Source organism: Rhodococcus sp. NPDC127593, assembly GCF_042671975.1.
GTDB lineage: Bacteria > Actinomycetota > Actinomycetes > Mycobacteriales > Mycobacteriaceae > Rhodococcus_F.
Map to the genome: position 1 here is coordinate 1 of NZ_JBHXWI010000034.1, position 20,427 is coordinate 20,427.

The 20,427-nt window shown below is 66.8% G+C and carries 19 protein-coding genes and 1 pseudogene; 7 read left to right on the forward strand and 13 right to left on the reverse strand.

Annotated elements, in window-relative coordinates; translation table 11 throughout:
* Nucleotides 1–78: 78 nt before the first annotated feature.
* Both ACFVJ3_RS28705 and ACFVJ3_RS28710 read right to left on the reverse strand, forming a co-directional pair.
* Complete coding sequence (locus ACFVJ3_RS28705; RefSeq protein WP_378455285.1) at nt 79–378, reverse strand: transposase domain-containing protein; 300 nt, start codon at nt 376–378, stop codon at nt 79–81.
* A 68-nt stretch (nt 379–446) separates the two neighbouring features.
* Nucleotides 447–1,727 (reverse strand): annotated as a pseudogene (locus ACFVJ3_RS28710) (acetyl-CoA acetyltransferase); the annotation flags it as partial.
* Nucleotides 1,728–2,156: 429 nt separating this feature from the next.
* Here ACFVJ3_RS28710 and ACFVJ3_RS28715 point away from each other — a divergent pair.
* From ACFVJ3_RS28715 to ACFVJ3_RS28725, 3 genes are read left to right on the forward strand one after another with little or no spacing between them, the layout of a single operon-like run.
* Nucleotides 2,157–2,633: a nuclear transport factor 2 family protein gene (locus ACFVJ3_RS28715; protein WP_009478940.1), complete on the forward strand. Its 477-nt coding sequence runs from the start codon at nt 2,157–2,159 to the stop codon at nt 2,631–2,633.
* Nucleotides 2,634–2,679: 46 nt separating this feature from the next.
* Complete coding sequence (locus ACFVJ3_RS28720) at nt 2,680–3,093, forward strand: VOC family protein (RefSeq protein ID WP_378455286.1); 414 nt, start codon at nt 2,680–2,682, stop codon at nt 3,091–3,093.
* 28 nt (nt 3,094–3,121) lie between these two features.
* Nucleotides 3,122–3,799 carry a pyridoxal 5'-phosphate synthase gene (locus tag ACFVJ3_RS28725; protein WP_378455287.1) on the forward strand — a complete coding sequence of 226 codons (678 nt, stop codon included), beginning with the start codon at nt 3,122–3,124 and terminating at the stop codon, nt 3,797–3,799.
* Nucleotides 3,800–3,818: 19 nt separating this feature from the next.
* On the opposite strand, the gene ACFVJ3_RS28730 is transcribed toward ACFVJ3_RS28725, so the two are convergent.
* The 7 genes from ACFVJ3_RS28730 to ACFVJ3_RS28760 form a co-directional block, all read right to left on the reverse strand.
* A complete protein-coding gene (locus tag ACFVJ3_RS28730; protein ID WP_378455288.1) occupies nt 3,819–4,325 on the reverse strand; it encodes a hypothetical protein in 507 nt (168 codons plus the stop codon).
* A gap of 156 nt (nt 4,326–4,481) precedes the next feature.
* A complete protein-coding gene (locus tag ACFVJ3_RS28735; protein WP_378455289.1) occupies nt 4,482–5,279 on the reverse strand; it encodes an IclR family transcriptional regulator in 798 nt (265 codons plus the stop codon).
* Nucleotides 5,280–5,351: 72 nt separating this feature from the next.
* On the reverse strand, nt 5,352–6,512 hold the full coding sequence (locus ACFVJ3_RS28740) for an enolase C-terminal domain-like protein (RefSeq protein ID WP_378455290.1): 1,161 nt from the start codon (nt 6,510–6,512) through the stop codon (nt 5,352–5,354).
* Nucleotides 6,513–6,539: 27 nt separating this feature from the next.
* Entirely contained in the window at nt 6,540–7,862 is a 1,323-nt protein-coding gene (locus ACFVJ3_RS28745; RefSeq protein ID WP_378455291.1) for an ABC transporter substrate-binding protein, read from the reverse strand.
* Between the two features lie 26 nt (nt 7,863–7,888).
* Nucleotides 7,889–8,770 (reverse strand): carbohydrate ABC transporter permease, encoded by an 882-nt coding sequence (locus ACFVJ3_RS28750; RefSeq protein WP_378455292.1) that lies wholly within the window; start codon nt 8,768–8,770, stop codon nt 7,889–7,891.
* A gap of 5 nt (nt 8,771–8,775) precedes the next feature.
* Nucleotides 8,776–9,609: a carbohydrate ABC transporter permease gene (locus ACFVJ3_RS28755; RefSeq protein ID WP_378455293.1), complete on the reverse strand. Its 834-nt coding sequence runs from the start codon at nt 9,607–9,609 to the stop codon at nt 8,776–8,778.
* 395 nt (nt 9,610–10,004) lie between these two features.
* The gene (locus ACFVJ3_RS28760; protein ID WP_378455294.1) at nt 10,005–11,090 is read right to left on the reverse strand and encodes a hypothetical protein; all 1,086 of its coding nucleotides are present in this window, start codon (nt 11,088–11,090) and stop codon (nt 10,005–10,007) included.
* Between the two features lie 56 nt (nt 11,091–11,146).
* On the opposite strand from ACFVJ3_RS28760, the gene ACFVJ3_RS28765 reads away from it, so the two are divergent.
* Entirely contained in the window at nt 11,147–12,328 is a 1,182-nt protein-coding gene (locus ACFVJ3_RS28765) for a hypothetical protein (RefSeq protein ID WP_378455295.1), read from the forward strand.
* Nucleotides 12,329–12,374: 46 nt separating this feature from the next.
* On the opposite strand, the gene ACFVJ3_RS28770 is transcribed toward ACFVJ3_RS28765, so the two are convergent.
* Nucleotides 12,375–13,199: an NAD-dependent epimerase/dehydratase family protein gene (locus tag ACFVJ3_RS28770; RefSeq protein WP_378455296.1), complete on the reverse strand. Its 825-nt coding sequence runs from the start codon at nt 13,197–13,199 to the stop codon at nt 12,375–12,377.
* A gap of 173 nt (nt 13,200–13,372) precedes the next feature.
* Between ACFVJ3_RS28770 and ACFVJ3_RS28775 the strand changes: the two genes are divergently transcribed.
* Both ACFVJ3_RS28775 and ACFVJ3_RS28780 read left to right on the forward strand, forming a co-directional pair.
* Entirely contained in the window at nt 13,373–14,452 is a 1,080-nt protein-coding gene (locus ACFVJ3_RS28775; RefSeq protein WP_378455297.1) for an ABC transporter ATP-binding protein, read from the forward strand.
* A 51-nt stretch (nt 14,453–14,503) separates the two neighbouring features.
* Nucleotides 14,504–15,409: a 5-dehydro-4-deoxyglucarate dehydratase gene (locus ACFVJ3_RS28780; protein WP_378455298.1), complete on the forward strand. Its 906-nt coding sequence runs from the start codon at nt 14,504–14,506 to the stop codon at nt 15,407–15,409.
* Nucleotides 15,410–15,486: 77 nt separating this feature from the next.
* Here the strand turns inward: ACFVJ3_RS28780 and ACFVJ3_RS28785 are convergent, their stop codons facing one another.
* Nucleotides 15,487–17,190: a peptide chain release factor 3 gene (locus tag ACFVJ3_RS28785; RefSeq protein WP_378455299.1), complete on the reverse strand. Its 1,704-nt coding sequence runs from the start codon at nt 17,188–17,190 to the stop codon at nt 15,487–15,489.
* A gap of 212 nt (nt 17,191–17,402) precedes the next feature.
* Between ACFVJ3_RS28785 and ACFVJ3_RS28790 the strand changes: the two genes are divergently transcribed.
* Nucleotides 17,403–19,034 (forward strand): fatty acyl-AMP ligase, encoded by a 1,632-nt coding sequence (locus tag ACFVJ3_RS28790; protein ID WP_378455300.1) that lies wholly within the window; start codon nt 17,403–17,405, stop codon nt 19,032–19,034.
* Nucleotides 19,035–19,101: 67 nt separating this feature from the next.
* Here the strand turns inward: ACFVJ3_RS28790 and pth are convergent, their stop codons facing one another.
* Nucleotides 19,102–19,674: an aminoacyl-tRNA hydrolase gene (gene pth, locus ACFVJ3_RS28795; RefSeq protein WP_378455301.1), complete on the reverse strand. Its 573-nt coding sequence runs from the start codon at nt 19,672–19,674 to the stop codon at nt 19,102–19,104.
* Between the two features lie 107 nt (nt 19,675–19,781).
* Nucleotides 19,782–20,408, reverse strand: a complete 627-nt coding sequence (locus tag ACFVJ3_RS28800) for a 50S ribosomal protein L25/general stress protein Ctc (RefSeq protein WP_378455302.1) — start codon at nt 20,406–20,408, stop codon at nt 19,782–19,784.
* Between the last annotated feature and the right edge of the window lie 19 nt (nt 20,409–20,427).

Consider the following 20,427-nt stretch of genomic DNA (forward strand, 5'->3'; position numbering starts at 1 on the left):
CCGGGCCGATCCGGCGTCGGGCCTGGGCCAGCGCTCCGGCGGTCGGGGTGGCCACCGCGAGCCCGTCGAGTCCGGCGATCATCCGCTGCCACACCGCCCGAACCCCACCTCGGCGAACAGCCCGGCGGCCAGCAGCAGGTAGACCACCACCCGCGAGGGCAGATCACGTACCCGGGCCTGGACCTTGCCGGTCTCGGCCAATGCGGCGTCGACCATGTCGAAGCCCACGATTCGGGTCAGCTCCCCGAGATGACCCGGGGCGAACCGGCCTCCCGCGACGGTGACGACACGTGTGATGACAGAATCGGTAGTCAGCGGAGCTCCTGGGTCGAGGATGTCTTGGAGGACGCCCTCTTCTACCGGAGCTCCGCTACCCATTCGCGCACGACACGCCCAAGACCCGCATTCTTGACCGCCAGCCGTCCCCGCTAACTACACGGCTTTGCGGCTAGTCCTTCGTATCCGGTGACGACTTCCGGCGCCTCCGACGCGAGTTGCGACGGTTCCGGATCGCCGACGTATCCGCCCGGGTGCGGGGCGCCCGCCAGCAACACGACGTGCTGGTACGTCAGATAGCCGCCGTTGCCGTGGATCAGGGCCGGTCCCGCGCCCTCCCGCAGTCTTCGGGTGACCTCGGCGATCGAGTGCAGCGTGTAACTGTTGAGGGGACCGCCGAAGAAGGAGTGGCCGCCCGTCACGCTCGGCACGATGCTTGCGGGCAGGCCGAGCGTGCGGGTCAGAAGCTTCGGCACCACCGGGAAGCAGCTGTACGCGTCGACGATGTCGAGTGCCGAGGCGTCGATCGAGGCCCGCGCCAGTGCTCGGCGCACCGCGTCCGTCATCGCCGGGGACGTGCCGAAACCGTTGCGGCTCAGTACGTCCACGGGATCGGTGGCACCCGCGCCGCCCCACAGGTACACCCTGCGGTCCTCCGGAACGCCGTGGTCCCGCGCGACGGCCAGGGAGCACACCAGCACCGCGGCGGCCTGATCGACGAACGGCATGGCGTTGAGCATCAACGGGTACGGCTCGCACACCATCCGGTTGCCCGGACTCACCGTGGCGATCTCCTCGGCGGAATACACCTCGGACGTCCACGACGCCGGGTTCTTCGCCGCCAGTTCGGAGAAGGCCGAATACATCCGGGCCGAGTCCGCCAGCGACGCGTCGGGGCCGAGGCCCGACTCGTGGGCGACCCGGTTCTCGAACAACGGGTACACCCGGGTCGGAACGATCAGGCCTGCGCGCTGCATCGCGGGACTCCCGAGATCCGCCGGGTCGAAGGCGGGGGGACCGCCCGGCGCCGACGCCCAGCCCAGCGTCGCGGGATCGGTGCCCGACTTCCGGAGCGCCGTCATGGTCGCCTGCGCCTCACCGCCGACGAGGAGCGCAGCCGACGACCGGCCCGCGGCGATGTCGTCGCCGATGCGGTCGAGGAGCGCCGCGGGCCAGTGGCCGCCGATCGGGGACGTGCTCGATCGTGGTGACGGCAGATTCAACCGGGCGGCCAGCAGTTCGGGAAGGTCGTCGTACGACCAGCTGACGGTCTTCACCGCATGGATCGCGTCGATCCGGAAGCCGAGGGTCGCGGAGCCGCTGTCGGCGAGAGCGGCACCCGCGGCGTCGGTGATCAGGTCGAGCGGTTCGCGCGGGGCTGCCGGATCGCCCGCACGGCCGGAGCGGATGTCGCCGACTCCGACGATCACCGGTAAGCGGGTCGGATCCATGGATTCCCCTCTCGCGTGACCACGTCAGCGTCACGATAGCGCCGGACGAGATACCTGTGGATTCGGGGTCACAGCAATCCCGTCCGGCGTCCGGCATTGTGGGCCCTTCGACTCGAAGGGCGGTGCACCGGATATCCAAAAATGCTGTGCAGCAGGAGAATCCGAGCATCGACGTTCGCGTGTGTGGAATCCTCGGGCCGGCGGGGGTCTGCCGGCCGGGATCCTCATCAGGTGAGGCTAGCCTAAAGTATTGTCGACAGTGTGCGGTTGCGCAGGCCATGCAGTCATTTCGTAACCTTTTCGTGTCCCGGATCACGGCCTGAATATGCATGATCCGGGCAAAACGGGGGAAACCAAGGCGAACCTGCAGATTATCCGACTAATCTGCAGTCCAGGGCTTGCATGTTCGCTGCACAGGAGGCGGGGGTCATGGATCTCGAAGCAATCAAACAGATCGAGCAGCTCAAGCACCGTTACTCACGTGCGCTCGACACGAAGTCGTGGGTGGAGTTCGCCGACACGATGGTCCCGGACGTCACGGCGACGTACAGCGAATACCTCACGTTCGATTCCCGTGACTCATTCGTGTCCTTCCTCGAGAACACTCTCGGGACCCACGTCATCACCGAACACCAGTGCGGACAACCCGAGATCACCGTCACCGGTGATACCGCGGTAGGGGTGTGGTTTCTCGCGGACACCACCCTGATTCCCGAGGACGGCATGCTGTTGCGCGGGTCTGCCTATTATCACGATCGTTATCTTCGGTGCCCCGACGGCAACTGGCGGATCACGCACACCGGCTACGAACGCACCTGGGAATCGGTTGCGGCGCTCTCCGATTTCCCGAGTTTCCGGCTCACCTCCAACAAGTGGGCGATGTTGCAACCTCCAGCGTCTGCCTGAGGGAGCACACTGGGACTCGACGCACCGCGGACACTGGGAGGTGACGATGGCTCCGGAAGTACCCGTTCCCGGCGCGCTGCCGTACCTGACGGTGCGGCGGGGTGTCGAGGCCATCGAGTGGTATTCCAAGGTGTTCGGCGCCGAGGTGGTGGGTGAGCCGATCGTCATGGACGACGGGCGAGTCGGTCACGCGGAACTGAGGTTGCCGACCGGCATGATCTATCTCGCCGAGGAATTCCCCGAGATGGGCCTGACCGCGCCGGAATCCGGTTCGACGTCCGTGAGCCTGATGTTGTCCGTCGACGACCCCGATGCCGTCCTGGTGGGTGCCCGCGACGCCGGTGGCACCGTGGAACGGTGGATCTCGGAGGGCCACGGACACCGCAACGCGACACTCATCGATCCGTTCGGTCACCGCTGGATGCTGGTGGGGCCGACGGATCCGGCCGCGCCGGCCTGAAGATTCGGGCCGCGGCTACTGTCGGCACATGCCGACATCACCCGACCGTTCGTCGTTTCCGGACACCCGCGCATGGATTCGCGCCCTGCCCGCACTCGGCGGCGAGACGCCTCCGCCCGTCGATACGCTTCCGGAGTCGCCGATCGCGCTGTTTCTCGACTGGATCACGCAGGCCGTAGCGGCCGGTGTTCCGGAACCGCACGCAGCCGCGCTGTCGACCGTCGATGCCGAAGGCAATCCGGACGCGCGTTTCCTGCTCCTCAAGGACGTCACGGAGCAGGGCTTCTGGTTCTCGGGTGACACGCGCTCACCGAAGGGTCGTGCGCTGGCCGCGAATACAGTTGCGGCACTGTCGTTCTACTGGCGAGAACAGGGCCGGCAGGTGCGGGTGCGCGGGTCCGTCGTCGAGGGCGATCCGGCACTCTCCGCCCGCGACTTCCGCGAACGGTCGGTCACCGCGCGGGCCGTGGCCGCCGCCAGTCGTCAGAGTGAGGTCCTGGACGATCCCGCCGAATACGAACGCGCTGTCGCGGCGGCGGTGGCCCGCATCGAGGCCGACCCCGACTTCGTGTCGGGAACCTGGCGGGCATGGTGCATCGTCCCCGACAGTGTCGAGTTCTGGCAGGCGGACGCCGGGCGCAGGCATGTGCGCCAGTTCTACCGCCGCGAGTCCGACCGGTGGCTCCGCGAGGTGCTGTGGCCGTGACCGCGCCCGGGGGCGGGGGTCAGCGTGCGGTCGCGGACGGCGAGCGCAGGTCGACGACGATCGACTGGCCATTCAGCTTCGCGTGGATCTCGGGGCGCTCGAACCCGGCCGCGACGAGGTACTCGCCGAGCAGTGCCAGCAGTTCGTCGGCGTCCACGGTGGGATCGGCCGAGTGACTGCTCGCCGACGCGAGGTGCTCCTCGATCAGTTCGGTGTGTGCAAGACGGCCCGCGACTCGCACGGCTGCCACTCCCATCGCGTTGCGTCGCATGACGGTGCGCCCACGAGCCTCGGGCGGCGCCGTCGTGTCGGAGGCTTCGGACGGCTCCTCGGTGCTGTGCGAACCCGAGCTGCGCGTCGGCAGCGGGAAGGTGAATGTCTCGGCGGAGCTGGTCGTGGACTTGCCGTTGCCGTTGCGGCCGGTCAGCCCGCCGGTGCTCGGTTCAGCGAAAGGGGACGCCGACGCCGGGCTCGTGCCGGCGGAGCCGTTGCTTCCCGATCCATTGGTGGAAATGCCGTTCTCCATCGTGTCGCTTCCTGCTCGTGGCCAAACGGGTACCGCGCAAAGCCCGTCAGTGTGCTCGATTCGATCTGAAAGCTACCAGGAGGGTCCGGCGGGCCGCACACCTCGACGGCGCACGACGCGGCCCCGGTCGGTCTCGGGCCCATCGGTTCCGTCACGTCATCGCACCCCTTCGGCCCTCAATTCCCGGGCCCAGGCGGACGCGTGCTTCGTGAGCACGCCGGCGATCCGCTCCAGCTCACCCGGGTACGACGCGACCTCGGCGGGCATGGACACACTGAGGGCGTCGGTGGCGGGGATTCGGTAGGGCACGACGGTCGCAATGCACACCACACCGACCGTCCCCTGTTCTCGTTCGAGGGCCCACCCGCGGTTGCGCACCTCGCCGAGTTCGGTGACGAGGTCGTCGATGTCGACGATGGTGTTCTCGGTGAATCGTTCGAGTTTCGCGGGAAGAATCTCCCGGACCTCACCGGTGGTGAGTTCGGCGAGCAGGGCCTGGCCGAGTGCGGTGACGTGACACGGCAGTTTGCGGCCGACGCGATGCATGCGCCGAACCTCGACCTTCGAACCGCGGCTGGCGAGGTAGATGACGCTGGCCTCGTCGCGCCGCGCGAAGTGGACGGTATGGCTCACTTCCGACCGGAGCGCCTCGAGCACCGCTGCTGCCCGCGAGACGACCGAATCCTTGTCGAGGTACGACGTGCCGGCGAGCAGCGCATGGGTGCCGATGCCGTAGCGCGACCCCGACTCGTCGGCTTCGATCCACCGCAGATCCTTGAGCGTGCGCAGGAGAGCGTGGAGGCTCGAGCGCGGATACTTGCACGCTTCCTGCAACTCGCCGAGGCTCATACGCGTCGGCGATGCGGCGAGCGTCTCGAGGATGTGGATGGTGCGTTCGGCAGATTTGACCGGTTGGGTTTCCGGCGGTGCCCCACGCATGTCTTCTGTCACCATGAAGACACTATCTCTCATTCTGAACGCGATATCACCTACTGACGCGTGTTCGGTGCCGGCGACGTGGCGCATTCAGTACTCCGCAACGAGGTTGGCCTCGATGTACGCGAGATCGATGTCCTCGCCGAGGCCCGGCCTCTGCGGCATCGCCACCATGCCGTTCTCGTCGACGGGATCGACGATGGAATTCAGGTGCGGCGGCACCCAGTCGTAATCCACGTGCGGGTGCAGCAGACCGCGCTCGTACCACTGGACGTTGTTGCCTGCTCCGACGAGTGCGAGGTTGGGGGCGCCGTTGCCGTGGATCTCGCACTCGAGTCCGAAGCCCTCGGCCATGTGCATCGTCTTCAGGGCCGGTGTGATGCCACCACCGTTCATGGCCCCGACGCGCAGGATGTCGCACGCCTCGTTCGCAATCCAGTCGGCACGAGATCGGTGCCGGCCCGGGGTGGTCTCGGGTCCGATCACCGGGGTGTCGATCTGGTCGGCGAGCCACTTGTACGAGCGCAGCGAGAACTCGTCCATCGGCTCCTCGAACCAATCGAACTTCAGCCGGTCCAACTCGCGACCGAGCTTCAGAGCGTCGGTGCGCGAGTACCAGTGGTACCCGTCGAGCATCAGCGAAAAGTTCTCGCCGACGGCATCGCGCACGGCGGCACACGCGTCGATGTCCCGGGTCAGATTCGGGGAGCCCGGCAGCGGAGGCATCCAGGTGTGCAGCTTGATGCCCTGGTAGCCCTGCCTCTTCAGCGCGACCGCGAAGTTCGCGTAATCCTCCGGGGTGGCGAGGCCGCCTTCGATGTCGTCGCCGCACATGGTGCTGGCATACGCCTTGATCTCGGTGCGCGCGCCGCCGAGCAGCTTCCACACCGGCGTGTCGAATCTGTTGCCCACCAGGTCCCACAATGCCTGGTCCAGGTAGCTGCAGCTGTGCTCGGGAAGTTCGACCGCCCGGGTTCGCTGACGAATCGCGAACTTCTTGTCCATCGCCTCGCGTGCCAGCGGATCGGAGCCGATCAGGACAGGCCGGAAGTGCTGCTCCACCTGATCCTGCCGAAGGTAGTTCGGCTTGCCCAGAACGTAACCGCTGACGCCGTCGGAATCGGTGATCCGCAGGAGCGCCCCCGTCGCAGGCACGGACGGGCCGGGATGGCGATGACCGTACGAGTCGACCGAGGTGCGTGCCTCGGTCTTGAAAACCTGCACGGCGACTTCTGTGATCACGCTGGACATGATGATTCGCTTCCTGTTCGAAATCTTCTACTTGCCCTGGCGGGCGATGTACTTGGCCATGGAACGATCGAGTTTCTCGGCGAAGTCGTCAGCGAAATCCTGTGCGCTGAGCTGCCCGATGAGCACCTTCTGCCACTGGCCGAGCATCTGCACCTGAACGATCTTCCCGAAGTCGGGGAGGTAGTCCGGAGGGGTGACCAGTACGGTTTCCGGGTCGTCCAGTGCCGCGAGCGCAGCCTGCACCGACGGCATGTTCGCGAACTCGGGAGCCGAACGAGCGGTCTTGTTGACCGGGATCTGTCCGACGCGCTCGTTCCAGTACGCCTGCGATTCCTGGGACGTCATGAACTCGACGAACTTCCACGCCGCGGCCTGATTCGTGCTGCTCTTGAACACGGTGTACGACGGGAACGGGTCCGTCATGACAGTGCGCTTTCCGTCTTCGTTACGCGGCAGCGCCACAGCTCCGGCCTTGTCGCCGAGAGCCTTCTCGTGGTTGCTCAGCGAGCCGAGGTTGTGCTGCATCATGGCCACCGAGCCGCCGCCGAAGCTCGCGACCATCTGCGGGAAGCCGTTGTTCACGTCGGCGGTCGGGGTGTCGACGTCGTAGAGAGCTGCGAAGCGTTCGATGGCGTCGACCATCTCGGGACGGTTCAGCGTCGACTCGCCGTCTTCGAAGAAGTTCTCGATACCGGTGCTGGCGAACATGTACTGCAGCAGCGGGTAGATCGATCCGGCGCCACCGCGGATGGTGAATCCGTAACGGCCGTCGTCCTTGTCGGTCAGAGTCTTTGCGGCCTCGTAGAACTCGTCGTACGTGTCGGGGGGTTCGATCCCGGCTTCGGCGAACCAGTCGGTGCGGTACCAGAGGGTGGCGTTGTTGCTGGTGTAGGGGAGACCGTACAGGTGCTCGCCGCCGCCGGATTCACGTGCCGACTCGAGAATTCCGGCGTCGTATTCGTCGTGCTGCGGTGACGCCGCCACGAAGTCGTCGAGTGAGATGACGGCGTTCTGGGCGACGAGCGGGGCCAGGTAGGCGGTCGAGACGATCCCGAGATCGGGCGCCGAGCCGCCGGCGAGCGCGGTCTGATACTTCTGCTGGGCGCTGTCCGACGGCAGGCCCACGTATTCGATGTCGATGCCGGGGTTGGCGGCCTCGAACCGCCGGATCAGCTCCTCGTACAGCGGAGTGCGGTCCGGTCCGGCGTTGTTGTCCCAGAAGGTGAGCCGGGCGTTGTTCGGGTCGCCGAGTGCTCCGTCGGGCAGGGAGGTTTCGGAACTGCAGGAGGCGAGCACGAGCATGGCCGCCGCGCCTACCAGGGTGGAACGCAGGAGCGTTCGCCGGTTCATGTGGATCCTCTTTTCGAAAGTCATGATCAGCCCTTGACCGCGCCGGCGCTCAAGCCCTGGACGAGGTACTTCTGGATGACGGCGAAGACGGCGACGACCGGCACCGCGGCGATCAGACCGCCGGCGGCGAGAACTCCGAAGTCGACGTTGTAGGAGCCGATGGTGTAGCTGAGTCCGACCGGCAGAGTGAACTTGTCCTGGCTACTGATGAACATCAGGCCGAACAGGAAGTTGTTCCAGCTGCCGATGAAGGCGAACGATCCGACGGCGATCAGGCCGGGCCGCAGCAGCGGCAGCATGATGATGCGGAACGCGCGCAGGCGTGAGCAGCCGTCGACCATTGCGGCTTCTTCCAGCTCCACCGGGATCTGCGCGATGAAACCTGCCATCAGCATGGCGGCGAGTGGAAGCTGGAACACGGTGTCGGCGACGATGAGGCCGGTCAGGTTGTTGACGAGGTTCATCTCGCGGAACACCTGGAACAGGGGGATGAGCAGCATGGCGCCGGGCACGAACTGGCTGCAGAGCAGTGCCATCACCAACGGGATCTTGGCGCGGAACTTGAAGCGGGCCAACGCATATCCGGTGGCCAGTGCGACGAACGTGGTCAGAACGAGGGACAACGCGGCAACGATGAGGCTGTTCTTGAAGAAGAAGCTGAAGCCGAGGGTGTTCCACACGGTGTCGAAGTGCTCGAACGTGATGGGCCAGGGGAGCATCGAATTCGATCCGGCGGGCCGGAAGGCGAACACGATCATCCAGTAGAACGGGACGAGAGTGAACAGCAGGTACAGCGCGAGTGGCAGTCCGACGCTGAACAGGCGCGGCTTCTTCCTGTGTAGGCGCAGCTTCCCGGAGGTGTCCGGCTCGGACAGCGCAACGGCGGGACGATCGGTGGTGGTGGTCACGACGGTCAGACCTTCTCACTGTTGAACTTGCTCAGGCGCAAGTAGAGGATCGAGCAGAACAGCAGGATCACGAATGCGACCGTGGTGAGTGCCGAGCCGTATCCGAAGTCCTGGGCAGTGGTTGCGAGCTGTGAGACGTACAGCGGCAGTGTCGTGGTGACGTCGGCCGGGCCGCCGGCCGTGAGGGTGTACAGCAGATCGACGTTGTTGAACTCCCACACACCGCGCAGCAGAGTCGACAGGATGATGACGGCCTTGAGGTGCGGAAGGGTGACGAAGCGAAAGCGCTGCCAGCGGTTGGCACCGTCCACGTTGGCGGCCTCGTACAGGTCCTTGGGGGCGCTCTGCAGCTCGGCCAGGATGAGAATGGCGAAGAACGGCACACCGCGCCACAGTTCCGCGACGCCCGTCGCCCAGAACGCGGTGTCCGGATCGGCGATGGGAGCGGCGGTGCCGTCGCCGATTCCCATGTTTCCGAGAAGCTTGAAGAGGCCGGTCGACGGGTTGTAGATCAGCAGCCAGATGCCGGTGGTGAGGACACCGGACACCGCCCAGGGGGAGAACACGAGGGCGCGTGCCAGGCCACGGCCCCGGAACACCTCGTTGACCAGCAAGGCGAGCCCGAGTCCGAGGACCAACTGGAACACGACCTGGAATCCGACCCATTTCGCCGTGGTGACCAGGCTGGTCCAGAAGAGGGAGTCGGCGAACATCAGCCGGAAGTTGTCGAGGCCGGCGAAGCCGTTGTCCCACGGCGTCGTGGGGTTGTAGTACTGCAGGCTGTAGTAGAAGACGCTACCGACCGGGTAGAAGATGAAGACGGTCAGCAGGATGACCACCGGTGCGATCAGGATGTATGGGGCACAGGCTCTGCGCCAGGCCGGTCTGCGACGGGTTCGACCGTGAGAGGCCGGCGCCGCCGGCGCGGACTGCCCTCCTGGCCGGGGGGAGGTGGTGGTGACCATGGTGCACGCTCCGAAGTTCGGTGCCGGTCGCGCCGGCGGGTCAGGGGATTGTGGCTACTGCTGCCGAGGCGAGATCACGGGGGTGGCTCGTCAGCGTGGAAGGTGGTGGGAACGAAGCGCCCTCCGGCCTGCCTGAGATACCCGGTGTGTGGATTGGGTTCCGGTGGCGGCGTCTGCGCGTCTCGTTCATGTATGTGAACTCACGTCCTCTATGTGAATTGTCGAACTCACTATGACGGCAGTCACAAGGGTCTGTCAAGAGTGTTCGCCTAGACATTGCGGACGAGCCACTCGGCGGCCTCGACCTGCATTTCGGCCGAAAACCGGTGTCCGCCTGCAGACCACTGCGTGGTGAGCGCCTCGGACCCGTCGTACGCCCGACGCAGCACGGCCTCGGAGTCGCGCATTCCCTGCCGGCTGAAGTGGGAGTCGTCCAGCGCGAACTGAACCAGCAGCGGCCGCGGCGCATGGCATGCGGCGATCTCGGGCCAGTCGCACACCGCCGGCAGGCCCGGAGTGATCATCAGCCACGTCGTATCGTCTGCTCTGCCGTCCGCGACATCCGCGAAAGTGCTCATCATCGCGGTGATCACCCCTGCTCGCAGGCGTGTCGAACACGCCAGCAGATGTGCGACGCGAGCGCCGCCGCCCGAGAATCCCGCGGCGGCGACCCGGTTCGGATCGACGCCTTCGGTCGTGAGGAGCACGTTCAGCGCCCGAAGGTCCTCGGCGACGACTTTGCCGGCGAGCGAGGTGCCTGTCAGGGCGGCGACTTTGGCAAGGCCGTGTTCGTGCTCGCGGGCTGCCGCGTCGTATCGGCGCCGACGGATCTCGGGAGTGTCCGGACCAGGTGGGAATGCGGCGTATCCGGCTGCTGTGGCTCGGCCCGGGAGTTCCGGCCAGGGCACGCGCCGGCTGCCCCAGGGGAACACGTCGTGGACGAGGACGACGAAACCTGCGTGCACGAGTCCTGTTGCGACCGACCTACTTTCGTAACCGCTGGTCCGGAGTTCGGGGACGCCCGGTGAGGCTCCGTCGGGACCGTCGGCCACCTTTTCCTTGCCGTAGAACTTGACGCCGTCGTGCGCGTGCATCAGCAGGACTGCAGGGCGAGCCGTGTTCTCGCCCGCGTGGCTGGGGCGGAGGAGCCAGCCCGCGGTGTCCGGACCGTCGTCACCGGCCGCCCAGGTGAGTGCGCGACCGGCGACACCGTGTCGAATCCACGACCTGCCGTACGTCACGTCGGGTGTGCCCGCCGCCAGTTCGTCCGTTACGCCGAGAGCCTCGCGAACGGCGTCGCGAGGCGGGTCGGCCGGGGTCGGTCGTGGACAGCCGGCCGAAAGGTGTGTTCCCATGTGTGAACTCCGTCTTGTCTATCGAACTCTGTACTCGAACCGTTGAGGGGAACCGCATGTCCGGAAGAACTGTCGATCGCATCGTCGCGCACGCCTATCCGTGGGACGTGCTCGGTGATCCGCACTTCGTCGACCGAGCGCGCACGCTCGGAGTCGCCGAGATCTCGCTCGCCGCCAGCTATCACTCGACCCGCGCGGCGACCCCGTTGCATCCGGCCCACAAGGTGGTCGACGCGCATCACGCCGCGCTGTACCGCCCCGTCCGACCTGGCGCGTGGGACGGGAACGTGGTCACGGCCAGGGCAGCGACGTGGGGCGGATCCGAGGATGCGTTCGCCGATGCGGCTCGAATCCTGATCGACGCGGGCATCCGCGTGAACGCATGGATCGTTCTGTCCCACAGCACCGTTCTGGGGCACGCGCATCCCGATGTCACCGTCGTCAACTGCTTCGGCGACCGCTACCCGTACGCGCTCGCGCCCGGGCATCCCGACATCGTCCGGTACGCCCGCACCCTGGCGGCGGAGGCGGTGCGCGGTGTCGACCTCCACGGTGTGTCGATCGAAGCATGCGGACAGCTGGGGATCGCCCACGTCGGCCCGCACGAGAAGACCGATGGCGCATTTCCGGGCATCGGCGACACGTTGATGTCGATCAGCTGCACCGAACGGGAACGCGCACTGTGGGCGGAGCGCGGTGTCGATCCGGACAAGATGATCGCGAAGCTGCGTTCCGGCGTGGATGCGCTGTCCATGGGGACGCTCGCTCCGGACGCCGCGATCACCGACATCCTCGGCGAGGCGGAGGCCGACGCGGCGCTGTCGGTGCGCCACGCGGACGCCGACGCTCTCCGGGGTGCGGTGCTCGGCGCCGTGCGTGCGGAGATCCCGTCGGCCCGCGTCACGCTGCATTGCCACCCGAACCCCTGGAAGACCGGGCCGTCGCCTGCGCTGACCTCGGCTGCTTCGGGAGACGTCGACGCCGTACTCGTCTCGGCCTGGCCGGGGACGGCCGAAACCGTCGCCGTCACGAAGGACACCCGTGCGATCGTCGGGGAGGCCGTCGACGTCGGCGCCTATGTGTCGGTGTTGCCACCGAAGAATCTCGACGACGTGAGCAGCCATGTCGCGGCCACGGTCGCGGCCGGAGCCAATGAGCTGCACCTGTATCACCTCGGGTTGGTCAACAAGGTGCAGCTCGACGCGTTGGGGCGCATCGTCGGCGACTACTCCGTCTGACGCACCCGGGGTGGGCACCATCGCTGGTGCCCACCCCGGATGGCAATCAGCGCATCCGTTGTCCGAGCGGGTGGTCGCAGAACGCGCCGCCGACCCGCTGGAGGATCGGGTCGTCGAACGTCCATTCGTGGTCGGCCAGGAACTCGTCGGCGAAGACCTCTGCGTCGTCCTGGGGTTCGTACCCGATCGCTGCGCCCTCTGCTGCGGACCACCAGCTGCGAGTGTTCCGCGAGATGCCCCACACGGTGTGAAATCCCTTGGCGGAGTCGGACAGTGCGGCCTCGATCAGGCGCGCGGTGTCGGCCGGTGACATCCAGGACGCGAGGCCGCGATAGTTGGGCGGCCGGTCGAAGCTCGAGCCGATCCGCAGGTTGACGACGTCGATGCCGAAGCGATCGTGGTACAGCCGGCCGAGCGCCTCGACTGCTGCCTTGCTCCAGCCGTAGAACCCGTCCGGACGCGGCGAGACGTCGCCGGGCAGCGGGTTCGAGCCGGCTTCCGCGTGCGTCCAGAAGCCGACGGCGTGGTTGCTCGACGCTGCGATCACGCGCGTCACGCCGTGTGCGACGGCGGCCTCGAACACCGCCTGGGTGCCGTCCACGTTGACGGACAGAATGTTCTCCCACGAGTCCTCGGTGCTGAGTCCGCCCAGGTGAAGTACGGCGTCGACGCCGTCGACCGCAGCAGCCACGGCCGCGCGGTCGGTGACCGAACCCTGGACGAACTCCTCGTGGTCGGGGTCGATGTCGGTGATGTCGGCGATGTCGAACAGGCGCAGGGTGCGGCCGGGCTTGCGGAGCAAGGGGCGCAGCATCTTGCCCATGTTTCCTGCGGCGCCGGTGATCAGCAGACGCGAGGCGGTGTCGGTCATGTCTTCTCGTACCTCTCTGGGAGTGAGCCTTGTAATGCACATCACGGTAGTACATACTTCGAAACGAAGTCACTATCTTGACGAAGATTCACGTATGTGAACGAATCGTTTGCTTCACACTCCCACTCGGATCGTCCGGCACGTTCCTGCCGGTGAAGGGACCACCCACCATCATGGCAACAGTCGCATTCCAAGGCGTCACCAAGTTGTTCCCCGGCGGCGACAAGGCCGCGGTCGATCACCTGGACCTCGACATCGAGGACGGCGAGTTCCTCGTCCTCGTCGGACCGTCCGGCTGCGGCAAGTCGACGTCCCTGCGCATGCTCGCGGGACTCGAAGACGTGGACAGGGGCACGATCGCCATCGGCGGCAACGATGTCACCGAGTTCCAGCCGAAGGACCGTGACATCGCCATGGTCTTCCAGAACTACGCGCTCTACCCGCACATGACGGTGGGCGAGAACATGGGCTTCGGCCTCCGCATCGCCGGCGAGGACAAGGCGGAGATCAAGCGACGTGTCCAGGATGCCGCCAGGATCCTCGACCTCACCAAGTTCCTCGACCGTAAGCCCAAGGCCCTCTCGGGTGGCCAGCGGCAGCGAGTTGCCATGGGGCGCGCCATCGTTCGCAAGCCGCAGGTGTTTCTGATGGACGAGCCCCTGTCCAACCTCGACGCCAAGCTCCGCGTGCAGACCCGCGCGCAGATCTCGGCGCTGCAGCGTCGTCTCGCCACCACCACCGTCTACGTGACGCACGATCAGGTCGAGGCCATGACGATGGGTGACCGCGTCGCCGTCCTGAAAGACGGAGTACTCCAACAGTGCGACACTCCGCGCCGCATGTACGAGCACCCGAACAACGTCTTCGTCGCCGGTTTCATCGGCTCGCCCGCGATGAACCTGCTCGAACTTCCCCTCGTCGACGGCGGTGTCAGCTTCGGTGGCGCCGTGGTCCCCGTCCCGCGTGGTGCGATTGTCGGCATCGGCGAAAGCTCGGTCACGCTCGGTGTGCGTCCGGAGGATCTCGTGATCACCACCGGTAGCGGGCTCGACGTCACCATCGACGTCGTCGAAGAACTCGGCGCCGACGCGTACGTCTACGGCCAGGCGGACATCCACGGGCGCAAGCAGCCCATCGTCGTTCGTGCCGACGGTCGCATCCCGCCGAAGCGCGGAGAGGTGATCACCCTGTCGTATGCGGCAGAGCGCACCCACCTGTTCTCCACCGTCACCGGTGAACGACTCGTCGACTGAGCGCGACTCAGTTCTCCGACGAAAACCCGACCATGACCCAAGGAGTCAACCATGCTTGACGGAGTTCTCTTCTTCCCTGTCACCCCGTTCGACAGCAACGGCGACGTCGATCTTCCCGCCCTGGCACAGCACATCGAATCCGGTGTCGCGGCCGGACCGGGTGGAGTGTTTGCCGCGTGCGGCACCGGCGAGTTCCACGCGCTGTCGGCGGCCGAGCTCCGGTCCGTGGTGGAAACGGTGGTCACGGCCACGAAGGGCCGTGTCCCGGTCTTCGCCGGCGCCGGTGGAGCCCTCCCCGTCGCCAAGGAATTCGTGGCCATCGCCGAGGATGCGGGAGCGGACGGCATCCTGCTCCTGCCGCCCTACCTCGTCGGAGCGCCGGCCCAGGGCCTGGTGGAGTACGTGAAGCAGGTGTCGGAGGCGAGTGACCTCCCGGTCATCGTCTACCACCGCGCGAACGGCCAGTTCACCGAGCAGAGTGCTCTCGCGGTCGCGCGACTGCCGAAGGTCGTCGGGTTCAAGGACGGCGTCGGTGACCTCGACCTGACGTCACGAATCGTGCGTACTCTGCGTGATTCTCTCGGCGACAAAGAATTTCAGTTCTTCAACGGGCTCCCGACCGCCGAGGTCTCGCAGCGGGCCTACCGCAGCATCGGCGTCACGCTCTATTCGTCCGCGACGTTCGCATTCGCTCCGGACGTGTCTCTCGCCTATTACCGGGCGCTGGAGGAGGACGACACCGAGCTGGTCGACTCGCTCAACCGCGAGTTCTTCCATCCTCTGGTTCGGCTTCGCGACACCACCCCCGGATACGCGGTCGCTCTGGTGAAGGCGGGGGTTTCGTTCACCGGCCTCGACGCCGGCTCGGTGCGAGCGCCGCTCGTCGACGCCAGCGCCCAGCACCGGCACGAATTGGAGCAGATCGTGGCCGCGGGGCGGAAGGTGCTGGCGCAGTAGCGTCTTCGATCCATCGACGGGGTGCGGACCCCGTCGATGGGTCGAGACCGGGAACTTTCGTCAGCGCCTCACGGACGCTAGTCGGCGGCGGCCACGAGAGGCTCGAGCGTGAGGTCGGGCAGCTCCTTCTGGATGTACTGCAGGCGCCACTTGTCGCTGACCAGCGCGAGCATCACCCCGTCCGAGCGGGTGAACACCTCGACGCCGCGCTGACGGTTCAGCTCGTCGGCCGACTCGGCGTCGGTGCGCCGCGCCAACGCGTAGCCCAGGGGTTCCATCCGGGCCTCGACGTTGAACTCGGCCTTCATCCGCGCCGCGACCACCTCGAACTGCATCGGGCCGACGGCCGCCATGACCGGGGAGGCGTCGCCGCGCAGGTCGTTGCGGAGGATCTGCACGACACCCTCGGAATCGAGCTGATCCACGGCCCGCCGGAACTGCTTGTACTTGCCCGCGCTCTCGGCCCGCAGGATGGAGAAGTGCTCCGGCGCGAACGACGGGATCGGCGGGAACTCCACCTTCTTCTCGAAGAACAAGGTGTGGCCGGGGGCGAGCGCGGTGGCGTTGACCAGTCCGACCACGTCGCCCGGGTACGCCGACTCCACGGTCGAACGCTCGCGACCGAACACGGTCTGCGCGTACTTCGTCGTGAACGGCTTGCCGGTCTGGGCGTGGGTGACCACCATGCCACGCTCGAACACGCCCGACACGATGCGCATGAACGCCAGCCGGTCGCGGTGCGCGGTGTCCATGCCGGCCTGCACCTTGAAGACGACCGCGCTGAACGGGTCGGTGACCTCGCGCGGGTGGCCTTCGAGGTCCTCCCGGGAGCGCGGCGGCGGCGCCAGCTCGACGAGCGTGTCGAGGATCTGGCGGACACCGAAGTTGAGCATCGCCGACGCGAAGATCACCGGCGACGTCTGGCCGCCGAGGAACAACTCCTGGTCGTGGTCCTGACCGGTGGCCGACAGCAGCTCGCTCTCCTCCGCGGCGGTCTCCCATTCGGAGCCCTCCTTCGCGAGGGCGGCGTCCGCATCCATGACCTCTTCGGGGGCGATCTTCGCGCCACCCGCCGTACGCGTGAACCGGATGTACTCCCGCGCGGCACCGTCCTCGCCGCGCCGCAGCAGGCCCCGGAAGTCGCCGGCGATCCCGACGGGCCAGTACAGGGGAGTGGGGGTGAGGCCGATGCGTTCGTGGATCTCGTCGAGAAGCTCGAGCGGCGTCTGGCCCGGCCGGTCCCACTTGTTGATGACGGTGATCACCGGGATTCCGCGGTGACGGCACACCTGGAACAGCTTCAGCGTCTGCGGTTCGAGGCCCTTCGCGGCGTCGATCAGCATGACGGCGGCGTCGACCGCGGTCAGAACGCGGTACGTGTCCTCCGAGAAGTCGGAGTGACCTGGGGTGTCCACCAGGTTGATCACGTTGTCGACGGGCTCGTCCGCCGACGCCTCGGTGGAGCGGTAGTTGAACTGCAGGGCAGTGGAGCTGACCGAGATGCCGCGGGCCTTCTCCATCTCCATCCAGTCGGACACCGTCGACTTGCGGCCGGCTTTGCCGTGGACCGCACCCGCTTCGGAGATGACCTTCGCGTGGAGCGCGAGAGCCTCCGTCAGCGTCGACTTACCGGCGTCGGGATGCGAGATCACGGCGAACGTGCGGCGACGCGACGCCTCTGCACGGACACCCTTCTCGGATTTCCCCTCCGGTGAGCCGGACGTGGCGACAGACGCCGCCTCGGCTGGAATGGTGTCGGCCGAGTCGGACGGGGTAGTCAACGAAGAACCTCTCGGGGGACGGAATGCGTGCAGGAAGGCCGTGTGGCCGCATACCAGGTTACTCGGGTGCCGAGGACGAACTCGCAGCACAGTCACATCCAGGGAGAAGTAACGATCGGAGGCCAATGGGTGATTTATATGGGTGAGTCGTCGGGGCGCTCCGGAGTTCACCGTTTCTGCGTTCGGACACCCGTATGTGCAGGAGGAAGACTGTGAGCAAGTTCACCGACGAGATGTACGCGACCGCGGAAAGCAGCACCCGTGGTCTCAACACGGGTGAGCCCGACGCGCCGCTGCGGCAGCCGTGGGGGGAGATCCACAAGGCCGCGCGCCGCATGGCCGGCGCCCTCGCCGAGGCGGGTATCGGCCACGGCGACGCCATCGGCATCCTCGCCGGTCAGCCCGTCGACATCGCACCCTCCTGCCAGGGCACCTGGATGCGCGGCGCGTCCGTCACCATGCTGCATCAGCCGACGCCGCGGACCGACCTGGCGGTGTGGGCCATGGACACCGAGACCGTCATCAACATGATTCAGGCGAAGGCCGTCATCCTCGGTGCGCCGTTCGACGCCGCCAAGCCGCTGCTGGAGGAGCGCGGCATCACCGTGGTGACGGTGGCCGAGCTGAACGGGGGCGCGGAGATCGACCCGGTCGAGACGTTCGAGAGCGACATCGCGCTGCAGCAGCTCACGTCCGGTTCCACCGGTTCGCCCAAGGCCGTGCAGATCACGCACGAGAACTTCTACACCAACGCCTACGCCATGATCGACCGCATCAAGTTCTCCATCGAGGACGACGTGATGATCAGCTGGCTGCCGCTGTTCCACGACATGGGGATGGTCGGGTTCCTCAGCGTGCCGATGCAGGTCGGCGCGGAGGTCGTGAGCATCACCCCGATGGACTTCCTCCGCACACCGCTGCTGTGGGCGGAACTGATGGGGAAGTACAAGGGCACGGTGACGGCCGCACCCAACTTCGCGTACTCGCTGCTCGCCCGCCGCCTCAAGCAGGCGGACGACGGCGCCGTCGACCTCAGCACCGTCCGGTACATGTGGAACGGCGCCGAGCCGGTCGACCCCGACACGATGAACGCGCTCGCCGAGGCCGGCGCCCGATTCGGTCTGAACCCGTCCGCACTCGCCCCCGTCTACGGCATGGCCGAGACCACCCTCGCCGTCTCCATTCCGGACCCGGACCAGGGCCAGGTCCTCGACCGCGTTGACCCGGATCTCCTCGAGGCGATGCAGCGTGCCGTCCCGTCGAGCAAGCCGAACGCGCGTGCCCTCGCCACCCTGGGAAAGATGGTGCCCAACCTCGAGGGGCGCGTCGTCGACAGCGAGGGTGAGCTGCTTCCGACCCGCGGTGTCGGCATCATCGAGGTCCGCGGCAAGGCGGTCACACCCGGCTACATCACGCTCGACGGGCACAAGCCCGCGCAGGACGCGGACGGCTGGCTGAACACCGGCGACGTCGGCTACTTCACCGAAGAGGGCCTCGTCGTCGTGTGCGGCCGCGTCAAGGACGTCATCATCATGGGTGGCCGCAACATCTACCCGACGGACATCGAGCGGGCCGCGGGCACCGTCGCCGGAGTACGTCCCGGTAATGCGGTGGCCGTCCGCCTCGACGCGGGACAGAAACGGGAAAGTTTCGCTGTCGCGGTGGAGACCAACGACTACCAGGACCCCGAAGTCGTCAAGCGCATCGAGCACGAGGTCGTGCACGCCGTGTTCTCCGAGGTCGGCGTGCGACCCCGCACCGTCGCCGTACTCGGCCCCGGCAGCATCCCCAAGACGTCGTCGGGCAAACTCCGCCGCGCCACGTCGGCGAATCTGGTCAGCTAGGCCCTCCGGGCCCGTGCGCCTTTTTGGTAGCTGGGACAACCAGAAAGGCGCACGGGCGCGAAGCGCCTTAATGCAGGCGGTTCTGCGCGGCCTCGAGCCCGACGCGCAGGACCAGTTCGACGGCGTCGGCCGATTCTTCGCAGACGAGGTCGAGTTCCTTGCGTTCCACCGAGGAGAACGGCTTCAGCACGTACGACGCCGGATCCATCCGTCCGGGGGGACGGCCGATCCCGACGCGGGCGCGCAGATAGTCCTTGGTGCCGAGCGCACTCGAGATGGACCGCAGCCCGTTGTGTCCGCCCTCGCCGCCGCCCTGTTTGAGGCGAATGGTCCCGAAGTCGAGGTCGAGTTCGTCGTGGATGACCACGATATTGCCCGGATCGACGGAGAAGAACCGGGCGAGCCCGGCGACTGCGGAACCGGACAGGTTCATGAACGACCGCGGTTTGGCGAGGATCGTCGGACGGCCCTCGAGTCTTCCCTGGACGATCTCGGCGCCGCTCTTCTTGTGCGCGCTGAACTTGCCACCCATTCGAGCGGACAGCACGCCGGCCACCATGAAGCCGACGTTGTGCCGGGTCTTCTCGTACTGCGGTCCGGGGTTGCCCAGACCCACCACCAGGGCGGTGTCTTCACTCACCGACAGGGTCCTTCCGTGCGTGAGGGGGTCTTGTCAGACGACAGCGGCGCGTCACCCCGGATAATCCGGGACGACGCGCCGCCGACATCAGTGCGGTTGCGAGAGGATCAGCTCTCGGCGCCCTCTGCGGCCGGAGCCTCGGCGGGCTCGGCCGCGGCTTCGCCGGTCTCCTCTTCGAGGTCGGCAGCGGTCGGGGCTGCGACGACGTTGACGATGAGCAGTTCTTCGTCGGCCTGCAGGGTGGAACCCTTGGGCAGCTCGAGCTGGTTGGCCAGGATCTGGGTGCCGACCTCGAGGCCCTCGACCGAGACCTCGATCTGCTCGGGGATGTGCAGCGCGTCGGCCTCGAGGGAGATGGTGGCAGCGTCCTGGGCGACCAGGGTGCCGGAAGCGGCCTCACCGGTGACGACGACGGGAACGTCGACGGTGACCTTCTCGCCCTTCTTGATGACGAGGAGGTCGGCGTGCTCGATGTAGTTGCGGATCGGGTGAACCACGACCGACTTGGTGAGCGCGACCTGCTCCTTGCCCTCGATGTCGAGGGTGAGGATGGCGTTGGTGCCGTGCGCGCGCAGGATGGCGGCGAAGTCGCGGGAGGGCACGTTCAGGTGGCGGGGGTCCTCACCGTGGCCGTACAGGACCGCGGGGACCTGGCCGTCGCGGCGCGCGCGGCGGGCGGCGCCCTTGCCGAACTCGGTGCGCACGGCGGCTACGAGGCGATTTTCGTCAGACATGGTGAAACGGCTCCTACAA